Genomic DNA, 15965 nt, shown 5'->3' with positions numbered 1-15965 from the left:
ATGGTCGCGCCGCGGACTTAACAGGGTCGCGGCAAGGTGGAAGGCTGGCGTAGAATCGTCGGTGCGGGGGTCGATGAGCAAGGCAGACATGGAAACGACGGTCGAGGATCAAGAAGCACTCGACCTGGCGGCCGACTGGGCCGACATCAGCCAAGGTCTGCGCAAGGACCTGGGCCAGCAGCTTCACAGCCAGTGGATCAAGCCCGTGCAGCTTGGCAGTTTCTGCAAGGAAACCGGCACGCTCGATCTATTCCTGCCGACCGAATTCTCCGCCAACTGGGTCGCCGATCGCTTTGCCGATCGCCTGTCGCTGGCGTGGAAGATCGCGCGGCAGGAAGTGCGCCACGTGCGCATCTCGGTCCACCCGCGCCGCCGCGCGCTGCCCGAGCTCAAGCTGAACGGAAGCGTGCGTCCGCCGGCGTCGATGCAGACCTCCAGCGCCGCCCTGGTCGCGCCGGGCATCGTCGATTCGCTCTCCGCCGGGCTCGACCCCTCGCTGACCTTCACCGAGTTCGTCACCGGCGCCTCGAACGTGCTCGCCTGCAACGCCGCGCAGCGGATGGCGGCCGAGGCCGCGCCGCAGTTCTCGCCGCTCTATCTCAAGGCCTCGACCGGGCAGGGCAAGACTCACCTGCTCCACGCGATCGGCCACGCCTTCGCCGCCAGCCGCCCCGGCGCGCGGATCTTCTACTGCTCGGCCGAGCGCTTCATGATCGAGTTCGTCCAGGCGATGCGCGCCAACGAGATGCTCGAGTTCAAGGCGCGGCTCAGGGGCTTCGACCTGCTGCTGGTCGACGACATCCAGTTCATCATCGGCAAGTCCTCGACCCAGGAGGAACTGCTCCACACGATCGATGCGCTGCTCGCCGCGGGCAAGCGCCTGGTGGTCGCCGCCGATCGCGCGCCGCAGGCGCTCGATGGCGTCGAACAACGCCTGCTCTCGCGGCTCAGCATGGGCCTGGTCGCCGATATCGCACCGGCCGACATCGAGCTGCGCCGCAAGATCCTCGAGCACCGGATGCTGCGCTTCGTCGCGCAGAACCACCAGGTGCCCGGCGACGTGATCGAGTTCCTCGCGCGCACGATCAACCGCAACGTCCGCGAGCTGGTGGGCGGCCTGAACAAGCTGATCGCCTATGCCCAGCTCACCGGGCAGCAGGTTTCGCTCCAGCTCGCCGAGGAACAGCTCACCGATATTCTCTCGGCGAATCGCCGGCGGATCACGATCGACGAGATCCAGCGCACCGTCTGCCAGTTCTACCGGGTCGACCGCACCGAGATGGGCAGCAAGCGCCGGGCGAGAGCCGTCGTTCGTCCGCGCCAGGTGGCGATGTACCTCGCCAAAGTGCTGACCCCGCGCAGCTATCCCGAGATCGGCCGCAAGTTCGGCGGGCGCGACCACTCGACCGTCATCCACGCGGTGCGCCTGATCGAAGACTTGCGCACGCGCGATGCCGACATGGACGGCGACGTGCGCAGCTTGCTGCGCCAGCTGGAGAGCTGATTCGTCCACACCGGGCGAACCGCTTTTGCCCGGCTTGTTAACAGGCTAGTCCGCAGTCCGATGCTGCCCTCCGACCGCCTCGACCGCTTCGCTCGCCATATCGTCCTGCCCGAGATTGGCGGCGCCGGTCAGGTTGCGCTGGGCCGGGCGCAAGTGGCTGTCGTCGGGCTGGGCGGAATCGGCTCGCCGGTAGTACAATACCTGGCCGCGGCGGGGGTCGGCGCGTTGATACTGATCGACGACGACGTGGTCGAGGCGAGCAATCTGCAACGCCAGACGATCTTCGCCGAAGCTGACATCGGCAGCGCCAAGGTCGACGTCGCCCGCGCCTGGGCTGTGCGATTCGATCCGTCGATCGAGGTCCGGATCTGCCGCGGGCGGATCGGCCGCGACAACGCCGCGAAGATGCTCGACGGTGGTACGGTGATCGTCGACGGGTGCGACAACTTCGCCACCCGGCTGGCGGTGTCGGACGCCTGTGTCGCCGCGCAAACGCCGCTGGTCAGCGCCGCGGTCGGGCGTTTTCAGGGCCAGGTCGGCGCGTTCGCGGGGCACCTGGCCGGCCAGCCGTGCTATCGCTGCTTCGTCGGCGATGCGTTCGATGCCGAGGACTGCGACAGTTGCGCCGAGGATGGGATGTTGGGCGCGATGGCCGGTTGGGCGGGGACGTTCGCGGCGCTCGCAGCGGTGCGCGTGATCCTGGCGGCGGCGGGCGTGGGCGGAATGGGCGATCCGCAGTTCGGCCAGCTCCACGTGCTCGACGGGCTCGCCCCCGCGCTGCGCAGCTTGCGAATCGCCAAGGACCCGGAGTGTCGCGGGTGCTCAGCCGCCTAAAAGTTCCTCCACCCATGCCGGCACCAGTTCGCTTGCCGGACCCAGCCGCGTCTCGTCGAACCAGCGCGATCCCTGGCTGCGTTCGAGGTTGAGTTCGAGCGTCGCCGCGCCGCATTCGCGCGCATCGCGGACGAACCCCGCAGCGGGATAGACCGCGCCCGAGGTGCCAATCGAGACGAACAGGTCGGCCGACCGCAGCGCTGCATAGATGCGGTCCATCTCGTACGGCATCTCGCCGAACCAGACGACATCGGGGCGCAGCGCCGCCTTGCCGCAGGCCGGGCACGGCGGCCGGTCGATCAGCGTTTCGCGCCACGGCGAGCGCACGTCGCAGGCCATGCACCAGGCGTTGAGGTGGGTGCCGTGCATGTGCAGCACGCGCTTCGCCCCCGCGCGTTCGTGGAGATCGTCGACGTTCTGGGTCACGATCAGCAGTTCGCGCCCAGTCTCATCGGGCCATTCCGCATCGAGCCGGGCAAGCGCCTCGTGCGCGGGGTTCGGTACCTTCGTCTGGATCGCCGCGCGGCGCATGTCATAGAACCGCAGCACCAACTCGGGATCGCGCGCGAAGCCCTCGGGCGTGGCGACATCCTCGACCCGGTGCTGTTCCCACAGACCACCCGCGCTGCGGAAGGTGTCGATTCCGCTTTCGGCGGATACCCCGGCGCCGGTCAGGATCACGATGTTGCGAACGGGAGTCATGTCCGCCATGAAGCACGCGGACCTGGGGAGCACAATGGAACGCATCGGCATCATCGGCAGCGCGGGAGCCATGGGCCGGGCGCTGGCCGAGGCGATCCCCGCGGCGGGCTATGCCGTGGCGGGCGGGATCGACCAGGGCGGCGACCTCGTCGCGCTGGCCGAAGTGTCCGACGTGCTGGTCGATTTCTCTTCGCCCGCCGCGCTCGAGGACAATCTCGACATCGCGGTCGAGGCGGCCACGCCGATCCTGATCGGCACCACCGGCCTCGAAGACCGCCACCACTTCCTGATCGACCACGCCGCCGACCGGATCGCGGTGCTCCAGACCGGAAACACTTCGCTCGGCGTGAACATGCTGGTCCACCTGGTGCGCGAGGCGGCGCTGCGGCTCGATGCCGACTGGGACATCGAAATCGCCGAGATGCACCACCGGCGCAAGGTCGATGCCCCCTCGGGCACCGCACTGATGCTGGGTGAGGCCGCCGCCGAGGCGCGCGAAATCCGCCTGAACGAAGCCAGCGAGCGCGGGCGCGATGGGGTGAGCGGCCCCAGGGTACGCGGCGCGATCGGCTTTGCCAGCTTGCGCGGCGGAACCGTGGCGGGCGATCACAGCGTGATCCTGGCGGGAGAGGACGAACGCATCGTCCTGACGCACATTGCCGAAAACAGGGCGATCTTTGCCCGCGGGGCGGTGCGCGGAGCCGCTTGGCTGATCGGCCAGCGCGCGGGACGCTATACGATGGCGCAGGTCTTGGGGCTTTGAGCGCACCGCGCACGAAGGCCGAGCTGTTCGAATTCTTCCGCCGCCTGGCCGAGGACAACCCCGATCCGCTTACCGAGCTCGAGTTCGGCAACACCTATCAGTTGCTGGTTGCCGTCGTGCTGTCGGCGCAGGCGACCGACGTCGGGGTCAACAAGGCGACGCGCGCGTTGTTCCGCGAGGTGACCACCCCTGCGCAGATGGTCGCGCTGGGCGAGGACGGGCTGAAGGCGCACATCAAGACGATCGGCCTGTTCAACGCCAAGGCGAAGAACGTCATCGCCCTGTCGGAGAAGCTCATCGCCGAGCACGGCGGCGAAGTGCCGCGGAATCGCGACGCGCTGACCGCGCTGCCCGGCGTGGGCCGCAAGACCGCCAACGTGGTGCTCAACTGCGCCTGGGGCGAGGAAACCTTTGCGGTCGACACCCATGTGTTCAGGGTGGGCAACCGCACTGGCCTGGCGCGGGGCAAGACCCCTGAGGCGGTCGAGGCGCAGCTCGACAAGAAGGTCCCCGCGCCGTTCCGCCAAGGCGCGCACCACTGGCTGATCCTGCACGGCCGCTACACCTGCAAGGCGCGCACCCCGGAATGCTGGCGCTGCGTGGTGGCGGACTTGTGCGCGTTCAGGCCGAAGACGGCGGCGGTCGAAAAGAAGTAGGGTTCACGCAAAGGCGCAAAGATAAGAAGGCGCAAGGAGGTAGGGTGCGCCGCAGGAGCGACCTTCTGCAAGGCGCCACAATGAACTGCGGCTTCGCCGCAAGGGAAACCGCCTTTGCGCCTCAGCGCCTTTGCGTGAACTCCTTGCCTAGGCCGAGGAATCGAGATCGAGCCCTGCCCTGCCGTGCGCCGCCGTGTGGCTGGGGGCGTGAGGCGGCTCGACCGCGATCGGCTCGGGCTTCTCCAGCATCCCCTCCCACTTGGTGATCACGCTGGTCGCTACCGCGTTGCCGACGATGTTGGTGGCCGAGCGGCCCATGTCGAGGAACTGATCGATCCCCAGGATCAACGCGATGCCCTCGACCGGCAGCCCGAACTGGCTGAGCGTCGCGGCGATCACCACCAGGCTGGCGCGCGGCACTCCGGCGATGCCCTTGCTGGTGACCATCAGGGTCAGCAGCATCAGGATCTGCTGGGTCCACGATAGCTCGATGCCATAGGCCTGCGCGATGAAGATCGTCGCGAAGCTCATGTACATCATCGAGCCGTCGAGGTTGAACGAGTAACCGAGCGGCAGGACGAAACCCGAAAGCCGCCGCGGCACCCCGAACCGGTCGAGCTGCTCGAACAGCTTGGGCAGACCCGCCTCCGAACTCGCGGTGGAGAAGGTCAGCAGCAGCGGTTCGCGGATATAGCGGATCAGCGTGAAGATGCGCCGCCCCAGGAACAGCCCGCCGATGCCCAGCAGGATCGCCCACAACAGCACCAGCCCGAAATAGAACTCGCTGATCAGCACGCCATAAGTGACGACGATCCCCAGGCCCTTGGTCGCGACGACCGATCCGATCGCGCCGAACACCGCGAACGGCGCGAAGCGCATCACGTAGCCGGTGATCTGGAGCATCAGCTCGGCCAGCGCCTCGGCCCCGCGCACCAGCACCGCGCCTTTCGGCCCGAGCGCGGACAGCGCCACCCCGGCGAAGAGCGAGAACACCAGGATCTGAAGGATGTTGTTCGTCGCCATCGCGTCGAACGCGCTGGTCGGGAAGATTTCGAGCACGAAGTGGCGCAAGGTGAAGTCCTTGACCGCCAGTTCGCCGAGGTCCGCGGTGGGCTGGAGCGCGAGACCGACCCCAGGCTTGAACAGGTTGACCAGCAGCAGGCCCAGGCTCAGCGACAGCAGGCTGGCGGTGATGAACCACGCCAGCGCGCGGGTGCCGATCCGGCCGAGTTCGGCGGCGTCGCCCATCCCGGCGATTCCCGCAACGATCGTCGCCAGCACCAGCGGGGCGATGATCATCTTGATCAGCTTGAGGAACACGTCGGGGAGCAGCTTGAGGTAGTCGGCGGCCTGGGCCAGCGCCGGATCCCCCTTGGCGTAGGCGCCATGTAGCAGCGCGCCGGCGATCAGCCCCAGCGCCATGCCGATCAGGATATAGAGGGTCAGTCGCTTGGCCATTGGTGCTCCCCGGCGGTTGCGGCGAAGCCTAGCGACCGCGTTGGTTCAGACAATCAAAACAAGTGAGCCGGGGCAAAACAAGTGAGCCGGGGCAAAACAAGTGAGCCGGGGCAAAACCAGTGAGCCGGGGCAAAACCAGTGAGCCCGGGCGAACCGGAGAGGAGCGATGGCTCGCGCCGCGTCCAACGTCGTCTTCTATTTCCTACATCGGTTTTCAAAGACAGGATCGCGGGCGTGACGAAAATCGCCGTTCCTCGCCTGTATTGGATGCCCAAACCGGGCGCGAGCCCCGGGTCGGCGAAAGGTCACACAAGCGGGGGTTCACCGGCTTGCAAAGTATTGCATTGAAATGGAAAAATGCCAGATCGACGCTTTTTTTGGCGGGCCGTTTTGCGGTCCACCTCAAGCAAGGCTTTGCCCGCGCGCGAAGCCTATCCGCACTGCGCCCGATGAAGCAGCTTCTGATCGGCCAGGACGAGCGCCATCATCGCCGCAACGACAGGGGCGCCGCGGATGCCGACGCACGGATCGTGGCGGCCCTTCGTCATGATTTCGGCGGCGTTGCCGTCGCGGTCGATCGTATCGACCGGGGTCAGGATCGAACTGGTCGGTTTGAAGCCGACGCGGACCACCACCGGCTGCCCGGTGCTGATCCCGCCCGCGATCCCGCCGGCGTGGTTGGCAAGGAACTCCGGCGCGTTCTCACCCGGTCGCATCGGGTCTGCATTTTCCTCGCCGCGCAGACGGGTAGCGGCGAAACCGTCGCCGTTCTCGACCGCCTTGACCGCGTTGATCCCCATCATCGCGTGGGCGAGCTCGGCGTCGAGCTTGGCATAGAGCGGCGCGCCCCAACCGGCCGGAACGCCCGTTGCGACACATTCGACCACCGCGCCGAGCGAGGAGCCATCCTTGCGCGCACCATCGACCAGCGTTTCCCAGCGCGCCGCCGCGGCCGGATCGGCACAAAAGAACGGATTGTTGGCGATCTCGGCGACATCGAAGGTCTCCGCTCGATCTCCGCCGATCTCGATGACATGCGCGACGATCGTCACCTCGGCGACCACCAGCCGCGCCACCGCGCCGGCCGCCACGCGCGCCGCGGTCTCGCGCGCCGAACTGCGCCCGCCGCCGCGGTAGTCGCGAAAGCCGTACTTGGCGTCGTAGGCGTAGTCTGCGTGGCCGGGGCGATAGGCTTTGGCTACTTCCGCGTAGTCCTTGCTGCGCTGATCGACGTTCTCGATCATCAGGCTGATCGGTGTCCCCGTCGTGTGTCCGTCGAACACTCCCGACAGGATACGCACCGCGTCGGGTTCCTGTCGCTGGGTGGTGAACTTCGATTGCCCAGGCCGCCGCGCGTCGAGGAACGGCTGGATATCGGCCTCGCTCAGCGCCAGCCCCGGCGGGCAGCCATCGACCACCGCGCCCAGCGCCGGGCCGTGGCTTTCACCCCAGGTGGTGAAGCGGAACACGTGGCCGAAGGAGTTGAAGCTCATAGCCCGCGCCTTTTGGCGGATTTCCCCCGGTTGTCTAGGCATCCCCCAACTCCGCTCATGTCGAGCAAGGTCGAGAGATCGCGCCCAGGTGTCTCGACTACGCTCGACACGAGCGGTTTCTTCAACGCCATGTCGGTCCTAAAGACCCTCAAATGTACCTTGTCGTTTTCCGCAACCGCAAGCGCGCCGACATCGACCAGGCCGCATACGACGCCGAATCCGCGACAATGGAACACCTCGCTCGGGAACAGCCCGGCTATCGATCGTTCAAGAGCTATGTTGCCGAAGATGGCGAAACGATCGCGCTCAGCGAATGGGACGACGAGGCTTCGGCGCGCGGCTGGGGCCGGGTGGCCGAACATCGCGTCGCCAAGGCCAACGGGCGCGAGCGCTATTACGACAGCTATACCTTGTACGCCTGCCCAGACCCGCGCACCCACCATTTCGAAAGGCGCGACGCATGAGCATCACGGTCTACGGCATCCCCAACTGCGATACGGTCAGGAAGGCTCGCGGTTGGCTCGACGGGCTGGGGCTCGCCTACCGCTTCCACGACTACAAGAAGGCGGGGATCGAGCCGGACAAGCTGCGCGAATGGGTCGATGCGCGCGGGTGGGAAGCGATCCTCAATCGCAAGGGGCCGACCTTTCGCAACTTGCCCGAGAGCGAGCGGACCGATCTCGACACCGAAAAGGCGGTGCGGACGATGTCCGCCAACACCTCGGCGATCAAGCGCCCGGTGGTTGAGTACGAGCACGGGGACGGCAAGGGCCTGCTGGTGGGCTTCGACGCGCAGGAATGGTCGACCGCGCTCGGCGGCGCGTTGACCTGAAAACCCGCTTCACCCGGCACGGCTTGCCCGCTATCGCGGGCAGGTGACGCCCGCGACGATCGAACTCATCGAATATGCCGCCGCCGCGCTCGGTCTTGCCAACATCGCACTGCTCATTTTCCGCAGCGTGTGGAATTTCCCGTTCGGGATGGCGATGGTCGCGCTCTACATCCTCGTGTTCTACGAGGAGCGGCTCTACGCCGAGGCGGGGCTTCAGGTGTTCTTCTTCCTCGCCCAGGGCTGGGGCTGGTGGCTGTGGTCGCGCGCGGGGGGTGAGGACGACACCGTGCCGGTGCGCTGGCTCGACAATCCCAGTCGGGCGGTATGGCTGGTGGTCACCGCCGCGCTCTGCATCAATCTGGGTTGGGTCATGCATCGCTTCACCGACGCGGTGATGCCGTACGCCGACAGCGCGATCGCCGGGGCCAGCGTCGCCGCGCAAGTGCTCCTGGGGTTTCGCCGAATCGAGAACTGGGTGCTGTGGATCGTGATCGATGTCGCCTCGATCGCGCTCTACATCAACCGCGGGCTCTATCCCACCGCGGGCCTTTACGGCGGGTTCCTGGTGATGAGCCTGTTCGGGCTCAAGGAATGGGTCGAGGCGGCGCGGCGGCAGCCGGTCGCGGTCGGCAACGAAGCTTGATCCGGGTCTGCTTTCACGGCGCGGAAAGCACCGGCAAGTCGGTCCTGGGGCAAAAGCTCGCGAGCGAACTGGGTCGTCCCTTTGTGCCCGAATACGGTCGCGAATACTGCGAGACGCGCGGCACCGACCTGACGATGGCCGATCTGCTCGCCATCGCCGAGGGGCAGGACGCGGCGATGCGCGCGACCTGTGCCGATGCCCCGCCGCTGGTGCTGCTCGACACCGATCCGCTGATGACCGCCGCCTGGGCGGCGATGCTGTTCGGCGAAGTTCCGCCCGTGCTGCTCGCCTATCCCAAGGCCGAACGCTACCTGTTGTTCGCGCCCGATGTTCCGTGGGTGGCCGACGGTACCCGTTTTTTCGGGACCGCCGCGGCCCGTGCGCGGTTTGCAGCGCTGGCCGAGGACATGTTGGTCCGTGCCGGGGTGGCGTTCGACCGGGTGGGTGGCGATTGGGCGACGCGCGAAGCGACGGCCCGAGCTTTCCTCGGTGCGCTTTGACTCCCGCCGGCTAGGCTTTGTCCGCCAGCAGCGTGCCGACCGCCCGGGCCAGGTCGTCGCCGAAGCATGGCTTCGACAGATATGGCAGCGCGCTGAACGCCCCGGGATCGGCATACCCGGACAGCAGCAGGATCGGCAGCGCGGGCCGCGCCAGCTGAATCCGCGCGGCCAGCTCGACCCCGTTCATCCCCGGCATCAGATAATCGGTGACCACGCAAGCGAAGCGATCGAACGAACCAAGCGCAAGCGCGGCTTCGGCCGATTCCGCCTCGTCCACCTCGTAGCCTTCGTCGCGCAGCAATTCGGCGGTGCCCATGCGCACCAGGGGCTCGTCGTCTACGACCAGGATGCAGCCCTTGCCGCCCGCCCCCGGCGACGCGAGCGGGGGCGCGAGCGGTGCCGAGACGCCACCCGCCACCGGCAGGCACAGCGTCACCGTTGTGCCGCCACCGGGACGGCTGTCGATATGCAGCGATCCGCCCAGCTGCGCGGTCAGCCCTTCGACCATCGACAAGCCCAAGCCGGTGCCCTTGCCCACGCCCTTGCTTGAAAAGAACGGCTCGACCGCGCGGCTCAGGGTCTCCTCGTCCATGCCCAGGCCATCGTCGCTGACCGCCAGCTCGATGAACGCGGTGCCCGATGCGGCCACCACACGCTGCGCCGAAACGCGCAGGTGACCGCCGTCGGGCATCGCGTCGCGGGCGTTGACCGCCAGGTTGAGGATCGCCATTTCGAGCTGGTTCGCGTCGGCCATTACCGAATCGAGACCAGGGGCGACGAGGATCGACAATTCGATCTGCGGGCCAAGCGTGGAAGTAAGCAGCCCGCGCAATTCCTCGAGCAGGGGCGCGAGCGTCACCGCTCGGACCTGGAGCGGCTGGCGGCGGGCAAACGCGAGTAGGCGCTGGACCAGCAGCTTGGCGCGCTCGGCGGACTGGAGCGCGCCTTCGATCAGGCGATGCTCGCGCTCGCCACCCACGCCGCGGCGGCGCAGGATGTCGAGTCCGCCGATGATCGGGCTGAGCAGGTTGTTGAAATCGTGGGCGACCCCACCGGTGAGTTGGCCAATGGCTTCGAGTTTCTGGGCTTGGCGCAGGGCTTCCTGCGCGGCGAAGAGTTCTTCCTGGCGTGCGCGTTCCTCGGTCACGTCGCGCCCGTTCACGTACGCCAAGCCCGCCTCGGGCGTGGCGTTCCAGACGAACTGCCGGACGTTGCCGTCGCGGGTTACCAGCCGGGCGTCTATATCGGTGATCCGTTCGCGGCGCCCGCGGCGGGTTGCCTGACCGAGCAGCGGCCTGTCGTCGGGGTGGAGGAACCGCTCGAAGGGCTGTCCGACCACTTCCTCGGACGAATAGCCGATGGCCTCTTCGACGATCGGATTGATCGCGACGATCCGCCGGCGCGCGTCGAGTACCAGCAACAGATCGCGGCTCAGCCGCCACATCGCGTCGCGCTCGCGCGTGCGCTCGGCGACTTTGCTTTCCAGCGTGCGATTGAGCTGTTCGAGCCGTTCCTGCGCATCGCGCCGGGTGGTGACGTCGCGCAGCGTGCCCAGCGCGCGAACATAGCGTCCGGCCTCGTCGCGCTCCATCACCCCATGCGAGGCGACCCAGCGGATCGCGCCGTCGGGGCGCTGGATGCGATATTCCAGGGCGAACTCGCCGCTGCCGCTCAAGCTCTTGCCGAGAGCGGCGGTCACCGCCGGACGATCCGGCGGATAGACCGCGTTCATCCGCTCCTCGAGCGAAATGTTTTCGCCCCGCTCCACCCCGAGGATGCGCTGCGCCTGCGACGACCAGGTGCCCACGCCTTCGCGCAAGTTCCAATCCCACGTTCCGATCCCCGCCCCTTCGGTGGCGAGGCGCAGCCGCTGTTCGGCCTTGCGCAGATCGGCCTCGGCTTCACGCCGCGCGGTGACGTCGATGGAAACCGCCAGAACTCCACTGAGTTCGCCGTCGGTCTCGGTGATTACCGAGACCGAGTTGTTCACCCAGATGATCGCGCCATCCTTGCGGATGTAGCGCTTCTCGTGGACGTAAGGCGTGCCATGCGCGACTGCCGCTTCGAACAGCGGTACGTTGCGCGCCACATCGTCGGGGTGGGTGATCGAGAGCATCGTGCGCTCGAGCAGCTCTTCGCGCGAATAGCCGGTGATCTCGCAAAAGCGATCGTTGACCCGGCTGAAGCGGCCGGTCGCGTCGACTTCGCCGAAGCCAGCAGCGGTCTGGTTGACGTAAGCCGAGAAGCGCCGCTCACGCGCCTCGAGCTCGCGCTGCGCTTCCTTCATCGCGGTCAGATCGAAGGCTACGCCCTCGAACCCGAGATGTACGCCGTCGGCGTCGAACAACGGCTGCGAGACCGAGTGGAGCCAGCGCCACGAGCCGTCGGCGACGCGATAGCGGGCCTCGAGCGTGAACGGCTTGAGCGTCGCCTCGCCCGCAATGGATTCCGCGACGATGCGGTCGTGATCGGCCGGGTGGAGGATCGAGCGCCAGTCGAACTCGAGCGCCTCCTCGTAGCTGCCGCCGAGCAGCTTGACGTAGGCCTGGTTGACGAACCGCCGCCGCCGATCGAGCCCGGTCAGCCAGATCGGCAGCGGCGCGCTGTCGGCGATCATCCGGAATTCGTCGGGCGCGGTTACGAGCAAGCGAATGATGGCCTCGCGATCAATGTCGCCGAGACCTCCCCCTGCCGCCCATCTACTGGAGGGAAAAGATCAAAATCAAGAGTCTGCGAAAAGCCCGTCAAGCGGCGAGCGCATAGGGCTCGATCTCGCCGCCCAGATAAAGCGTCTTGGCCTTGGCGCGGCTCAACTTGCCCGAGCTGGTGCGCGGCAGGCTGCGCGGGGGGACCAGTTCGACCACGCAGTTCATACCGGTGATCGAACGTACCTTGTCGCGGATCTGCTCGCGCAGGCGCAGGCGCTCGTCGGGGTCGCTGACCCGGCAGTGGACGAGAACCGCGGGCACCTCCTCGCCATTGTCGGATTCCACGGCGAACGCGGCGATATCGCCCTGGTGGAATCCGGGGAGTTGCTCGACCGCCCACTCGATGTCTTGCGGCCAATGATTCTTGCCGTTGATGATGATCATGTCCTTCGCCCGCCCGACGATGAACAGATAGCCGTCGACGAGATAGCCCATGTCGCCGGTATCGAGCCAACCTTCGACGAGAGCGGCCGCGGTCGAATCGGGATCGCGGAAATAGCTGTGCATCACGCTGGGGCCGCGGCACCAGACCTTGCCGATATGATGGTCGGGCAGCGCCTTGCCGCTCTCGCCGCGGATCGCCAGCTCCATGTCGAGCACCGGCTTGCCGCAATTGACTATGGCTCGATAACGGGCCGGCCGAGACAGATCGCGCGGACGGCCCGACAGGCGCTCTTCCTCGACCAGCTCGACGCGGATGCCTTCGCCTGGCGGCATCACCGTCACCGCCAGCGTCGCTTCGGCGAGACCATAGCTGGGGAGGAAGGCCTGCGCGCGGAAGCCGGCTTCGGCGAACGCGTTGACGAAGCTCTGCATCACGTCCGGGCGGATCATGTCGGCCCCGTTGCCGGCGACCCGCCAGCGCGACAGGTCGAACCGGTCGGCGACGTGGCTCTGGCTGGAAATTCGCCGCGCGCAGATGTCGTAGCCAAACGTCGGCGAATAACTGAGCGTGGTGCCGGGATTGCGGCTGATCAGATCGAGCCAGGCGAGCGGGCGACGCGCGAAGTCCTCGGTCTTGAGATAATCGGTCGAGACCTGGTTGGCGATCGGCGAGAGCAGGCAGCCGACCAAACCCATGTCGTGGTACCACGGCAGCCACGAAACGCAGCGATCACCGTCGCCGATCTTCATGCTGGTCGAATGTCCGCGCAGATTGTTCAGGAGGGCGCGGTGGGTAACCGCGACCCCATGGGGAAAGCGGGTCGATCCGCTCGAATACTGGAGGTAGCAGATGTCTTCGGGATCGGACGTCGGGAGCGCGGCGGTGTTCGCGGGGGCGTTGTTGAAATCGGTGTAGGACTGCGCACGGACGCCATGGCGCGCGGCGGCAGCCTCGGTCATCGCCGCGATTTCCTCGGGATACAGCAACACAGCAGGATCGCTCGAGCCGAGCTGAACCGCGATCTGGTCAATATAGCTGTCCTTGCCACCGAAGCTGGTCGGCAGCGGCAGCGGCACCGGCCACGCACCCGCCAGCACCGCGCCGCAGAACAGTGCGGCGAACTGCGGCCCGGTCTCGGCGATCAGCGCTACACGGTCGCCCTTGGCGATCCCCGCCGCGATCAGCCGGAACGCCGCCGCCCGTGCCTCGTCACGCAGTTCGGCATAGGGGTAAGCGCGCGTCAAGTTGCCGCGAGGGTCGTGGAAGTTGAGGCCCTTCTTGCTCAGCGCGGCATAATCGAGCGCCTCGGCAAACGTGACGAAATCCGAAAAGCGACGCGGCAGGGCGCAATCGTTGGGGGTCGGCGGCAACGCCGCGAGGGTGACGGTATCGGTCATGTCGTCGCAAGAACCCGTTGTTTCGTGGAGACTTCGCCGTGCGGCTTGAGCCGCTTCGGCCGGTCCCCGATGACCTGGTCACCCGGCTCCGCCCTCATCGGTGCCGGGATCGGAGTTTTGCCATCGCGGCGGACTGTGGCACGAATATGGCGCGCCCATGAGACCGCCCCGCCAGCCTCGCACGCCGCGTGTGACCAAGCCGCTCGATCCGCCCGGGCTGGAAGAACTGGCGCTCGCTTATGTCGCGAGGTTCGCGACGAGCGCGGGCAAGTTGGCCCAATATCTGCGACGCAAGCTTTGCGAGCGCGGGTGGAACGCGGTGCCCGGCCCGGACGTCGCGGCGCTGATCGAGCGTTTCGTGGCGGCCGGTTATGTCGACGACGCCGGGTTCGCGCGCGGACGCGCGTCTAGCCTGCACCGCCGCGGCTATGGCGACCGGCGGATCGAGCAGGCTTTGCGCGGCGCCGGCATCGCCGAGGAATTGCGCGCCAGCGTCCAGGGCGACGAAGCAGCTTCGCGGCGCGCGGCGCTGGTCCTCGCGCGCAAGCGACGGTTCGGCCCGTTCGGGAAGGCGCGGCCAGATCCCGCCCAGCGCCAGAAGCAGTTCGCCGCGATGCTCCGCGCGGGCCACCCCCTCGACAGCGCGCGCATTCTGGTTGATGCAGCCAGCGAGGCCGAAGCGCTCGAATGGGTCGACGAAGCGGCTGGAGAATCAGAAACATGAGCGTTCGCGTCGTTTTTTACGCCGTCCTCGCCGCGCTTGCCGCGTGCTCGCCGATGAGCGCCGACGCCGGACAGAAGGCGGCGGCCTCGGCACCGGTCCGGCATCCGATTTCGGGACTGGAAGTCGTTCCCCTGTCGATCGCATCCGCCAACGGCCGCCACGAATTTCGCGTCGAGATCGCGCGCACCGACACCGAGTGGGAGAAGGGGCTGATGTTCCGCACCTCAATGGGTGCCGACGAGGGGATGATCTTCGTCGATCGCCCGCCGCAACGCGCAAGTTTCTGGATGAAGAATACCGTGATTCCGCTGGACATGGTGTTCGTCGGCCCCGACCGCCGGATCGAGAGCATCGCTCCAGATGCGGTACCCTACTCGCTGGCTCCGATCAGCTCGCAAGGTCCCGTCGTGGCCATCCTGGAACTCAACGGCGGCCGCGCCGCCCAGCTCGGGCTGGCGATCGGCGATCGGGTCGAGTGGTAGCTTGCCCTCGACCGACCAAATCCTCTAACGGCGGTTCGCGATGGGTATCCTCTCGAAAATCTTCACCTGGTGGGACGGCGCGACGATAGGCACCGCGCTGAACAGCTGGCGCCATGGCGAAAAGGTAGGCACCGACGCACAGGGCAACGCCTATTTCCGCGCAGCCAAGAAACTGCCGGACGGGCGCGAGCGCCGCTGGGTGATGTACAGCGGTGCCAACGATTCGAGCCGAGTGCCACCTGAATGGCACGGTTGGCTCCACGGCTCTTTCGAGGGGGTGCCCGAGAGCAACCTGCCTCCAGCGCGGATTTGGGAGGTCGACTACACCCCCAACGCCACCGGGACCGCGGCGGCCTATCGACCTGCAGGTGCGCTCGAGCGCGGCGGGAAGCGCGCGGCGGCGACGGGCGACTATGAAGCCTGGTCCCCGGGCGACTGAGCCCGCACCGATGTTCGCACGCCCCAGCCCCCTTCTTGTCGCGCTGCCGCTGCTCGCCATGACGCTGGCGGGGTGCGGGAAGGACGAGCCCGATCTACCTCCCGAAGTGAGCCAGACGGGTTCGGCCAAACCCGCGGGCGCGGCGAAAATGGTCGATGAAAAGGGCGTTACCCCGCTCGCCGAGCGCGTCGCGACGATCGGTCTGCTCAACAAGCGCAACAACCTGACCCGCGACATCAAGCTCAAGCCTGGCGAATCGCTGCGTATCGACAATGTAATCGTCAAGCTGGCGGCGTGCGAGAAGACCGCGCCGTGGGAAGACCCGCCCGAAACCGGCGCGTTCGTTCAGGTGTTCGTCGAGGAGCGCGCCACGGTCCGCGACAAGTTAGCCTGGCGCAAGGTATTCTCGGGCTGGCTTTTCCGTAACGCGCCCTCGCTCAACGTC

The 15965-nt window shown here is 67.0% G+C and carries 16 protein-coding genes and 1 pseudogene; 12 read left to right on the top strand and 5 right to left on the bottom strand.

All coding sequences use genetic code 11. From position 1 onward, the window contains the following. The first annotated feature begins 73 nt into the window (after positions 1-73). Together dnaA and GKE62_RS09805 are read left to right on the top strand one after the other, a co-directional pair. On the top strand, positions 74-1504 hold the full coding sequence (gene dnaA, locus GKE62_RS09810; RefSeq protein WP_154692085.1) for a chromosomal replication initiator protein DnaA: 1431 nt from the start codon (positions 74-76) through the stop codon (positions 1502-1504). A 60-nt stretch (positions 1505-1564) separates the two neighbouring features. Next, positions 1565-2338, top strand: coding sequence for a HesA/MoeB/ThiF family protein (locus GKE62_RS09805; RefSeq protein ID WP_195908333.1), 774 nt, complete (start codon positions 1565-1567; stop codon positions 2336-2338). Here the strand turns inward: GKE62_RS09805 and GKE62_RS09800 are convergent. Further along, a complete protein-coding gene (locus GKE62_RS09800) occupies positions 2327-3040 on the bottom strand; it encodes an NAD-dependent deacylase (RefSeq protein ID WP_154693660.1) in 714 nt (237 codons plus the stop codon). The two genes, GKE62_RS09805 and GKE62_RS09800, sit on opposite strands and share 12 nt — an antisense overlap. Before the next feature lie 34 nt (positions 3041-3074). On the opposite strand from GKE62_RS09800, the gene dapB reads away from it, so the two are divergent. Together dapB and nth are read left to right on the top strand one after the other, a co-directional pair. Then, on the top strand, positions 3075-3803 hold the full coding sequence (gene dapB / locus GKE62_RS09795; RefSeq protein WP_154692084.1) for a 4-hydroxy-tetrahydrodipicolinate reductase: 729 nt from the start codon (positions 3075-3077) through the stop codon (positions 3801-3803). Beyond that, the gene (gene nth / locus GKE62_RS09790) at positions 3800-4459 is read left to right on the top strand and encodes an endonuclease III (protein WP_230206613.1); all 660 of its coding nucleotides are present in this window, start codon (positions 3800-3802) and stop codon (positions 4457-4459) included. The genes dapB and nth overlap by 4 nt, the downstream gene beginning before the upstream one ends. Positions 4460-4606: 147 nt before the next feature. On the opposite strand, the gene GKE62_RS09785 is transcribed toward nth, so the two are convergent. Both GKE62_RS09785 and aroC read right to left on the bottom strand, forming a co-directional pair. Then, a complete protein-coding gene (locus GKE62_RS09785; RefSeq protein ID WP_154692083.1) occupies positions 4607-5917 on the bottom strand; it encodes a dicarboxylate/amino acid:cation symporter in 1311 nt (436 codons plus the stop codon). A gap of 431 nt (positions 5918-6348) precedes the next feature. Continuing rightward, the gene (gene aroC / locus GKE62_RS09780) at positions 6349-7410 is read right to left on the bottom strand and encodes a chorismate synthase (protein WP_154692082.1); all 1062 of its coding nucleotides are present in this window, start codon (positions 7408-7410) and stop codon (positions 6349-6351) included. Between the two features lie 152 nt (positions 7411-7562). Here aroC and GKE62_RS09775 point away from each other — a divergent pair, with 152 nt between their 5' ends. The 4 genes from GKE62_RS09775 to GKE62_RS09760 are packed head-to-tail and all read left to right on the top strand — an operon-like array spanning position 7563 to position 9385. Further along, positions 7563-7874 (top strand): antibiotic biosynthesis monooxygenase, encoded by a 312-nt coding sequence (locus tag GKE62_RS09775; protein WP_154692081.1) that lies wholly within the window; start codon positions 7563-7565, stop codon positions 7872-7874. Next, positions 7871-8242 (top strand): arsenate reductase, encoded by a 372-nt coding sequence (locus tag GKE62_RS09770; protein WP_154692080.1) that lies wholly within the window; start codon positions 7871-7873, stop codon positions 8240-8242. The genes GKE62_RS09775 and GKE62_RS09770 overlap by 4 nt, the downstream gene beginning before the upstream one ends. Before the next feature lie 43 nt (positions 8243-8285). Continuing rightward, a complete protein-coding gene (gene pnuC, locus GKE62_RS09765; RefSeq protein ID WP_230206612.1) occupies positions 8286-8885 on the top strand; it encodes a nicotinamide riboside transporter PnuC in 600 nt (199 codons plus the stop codon). Then, positions 8882-9385, top strand: a complete 504-nt coding sequence (locus GKE62_RS09760; protein ID WP_154692079.1) for an AAA family ATPase — start codon at positions 8882-8884, stop codon at positions 9383-9385. The genes pnuC and GKE62_RS09760 overlap by 4 nt, the downstream gene beginning before the upstream one ends. 10 nt (positions 9386-9395) lie before the next feature. Here GKE62_RS09760 and GKE62_RS09755 read toward each other — a convergent pair whose 3' ends face one another. Further along, positions 9396-12032 carry a PAS domain S-box protein gene (locus tag GKE62_RS09755; RefSeq protein WP_195908331.1) on the bottom strand — a complete coding sequence of 879 codons (2637 nt, stop codon included), beginning with the start codon at positions 12030-12032 and terminating at the stop codon, positions 9396-9398. A gap of 97 nt (positions 12033-12129) precedes the next feature. Then, positions 12130-13875 (bottom strand): fatty acyl-AMP ligase, encoded by a 1746-nt coding sequence (locus GKE62_RS09750; RefSeq protein ID WP_154692077.1) that lies wholly within the window; start codon positions 13873-13875, stop codon positions 12130-12132. Between the two features lie 157 nt (positions 13876-14032). On the opposite strand from GKE62_RS09750, the gene GKE62_RS09745 reads away from it, so the two are divergent. The 4 genes and pseudogenes from GKE62_RS09745 to GKE62_RS19755 all read left to right on the top strand — a co-directional run. Continuing rightward, complete coding sequence (locus tag GKE62_RS09745; RefSeq protein WP_154692076.1) at positions 14033-14599, top strand: regulatory protein RecX; 567 nt, start codon at positions 14033-14035, stop codon at positions 14597-14599. Continuing rightward, entirely contained in the window at positions 14596-15081 is a 486-nt protein-coding gene (locus GKE62_RS09740) for a DUF192 domain-containing protein (protein ID WP_154692075.1), read from the top strand. The genes GKE62_RS09745 and GKE62_RS09740 overlap by 4 nt, the downstream gene beginning before the upstream one ends. Positions 15082-15121: 40 nt before the next feature. Beyond that, positions 15122-15520: an NADH:ubiquinone oxidoreductase subunit NDUFA12 gene (locus GKE62_RS09735; RefSeq protein WP_154692074.1), complete on the top strand. Its 399-nt coding sequence runs from the start codon at positions 15122-15124 to the stop codon at positions 15518-15520. After that, positions 15495-15944 (top strand): annotated as a pseudogene (locus GKE62_RS19755) (DUF2155 domain-containing protein); the annotation flags it as partial. The gene GKE62_RS09735 and the pseudogene GKE62_RS19755, both read left to right, overlap by 26 nt. Positions 15945-15965 lie beyond the last annotated feature (21 nt).

Origin of the sequence: Novosphingobium sp. Gsoil 351, assembly GCF_009707465.1 — a bacterium.
Lineage (GTDB): Bacteria > Pseudomonadota > Alphaproteobacteria > Sphingomonadales > Sphingomonadaceae > Novosphingobium.
The sequence above is the reverse complement of the archived record's forward strand: the minus strand, read 5'-3'. Positions and strand labels throughout refer to the sequence as shown.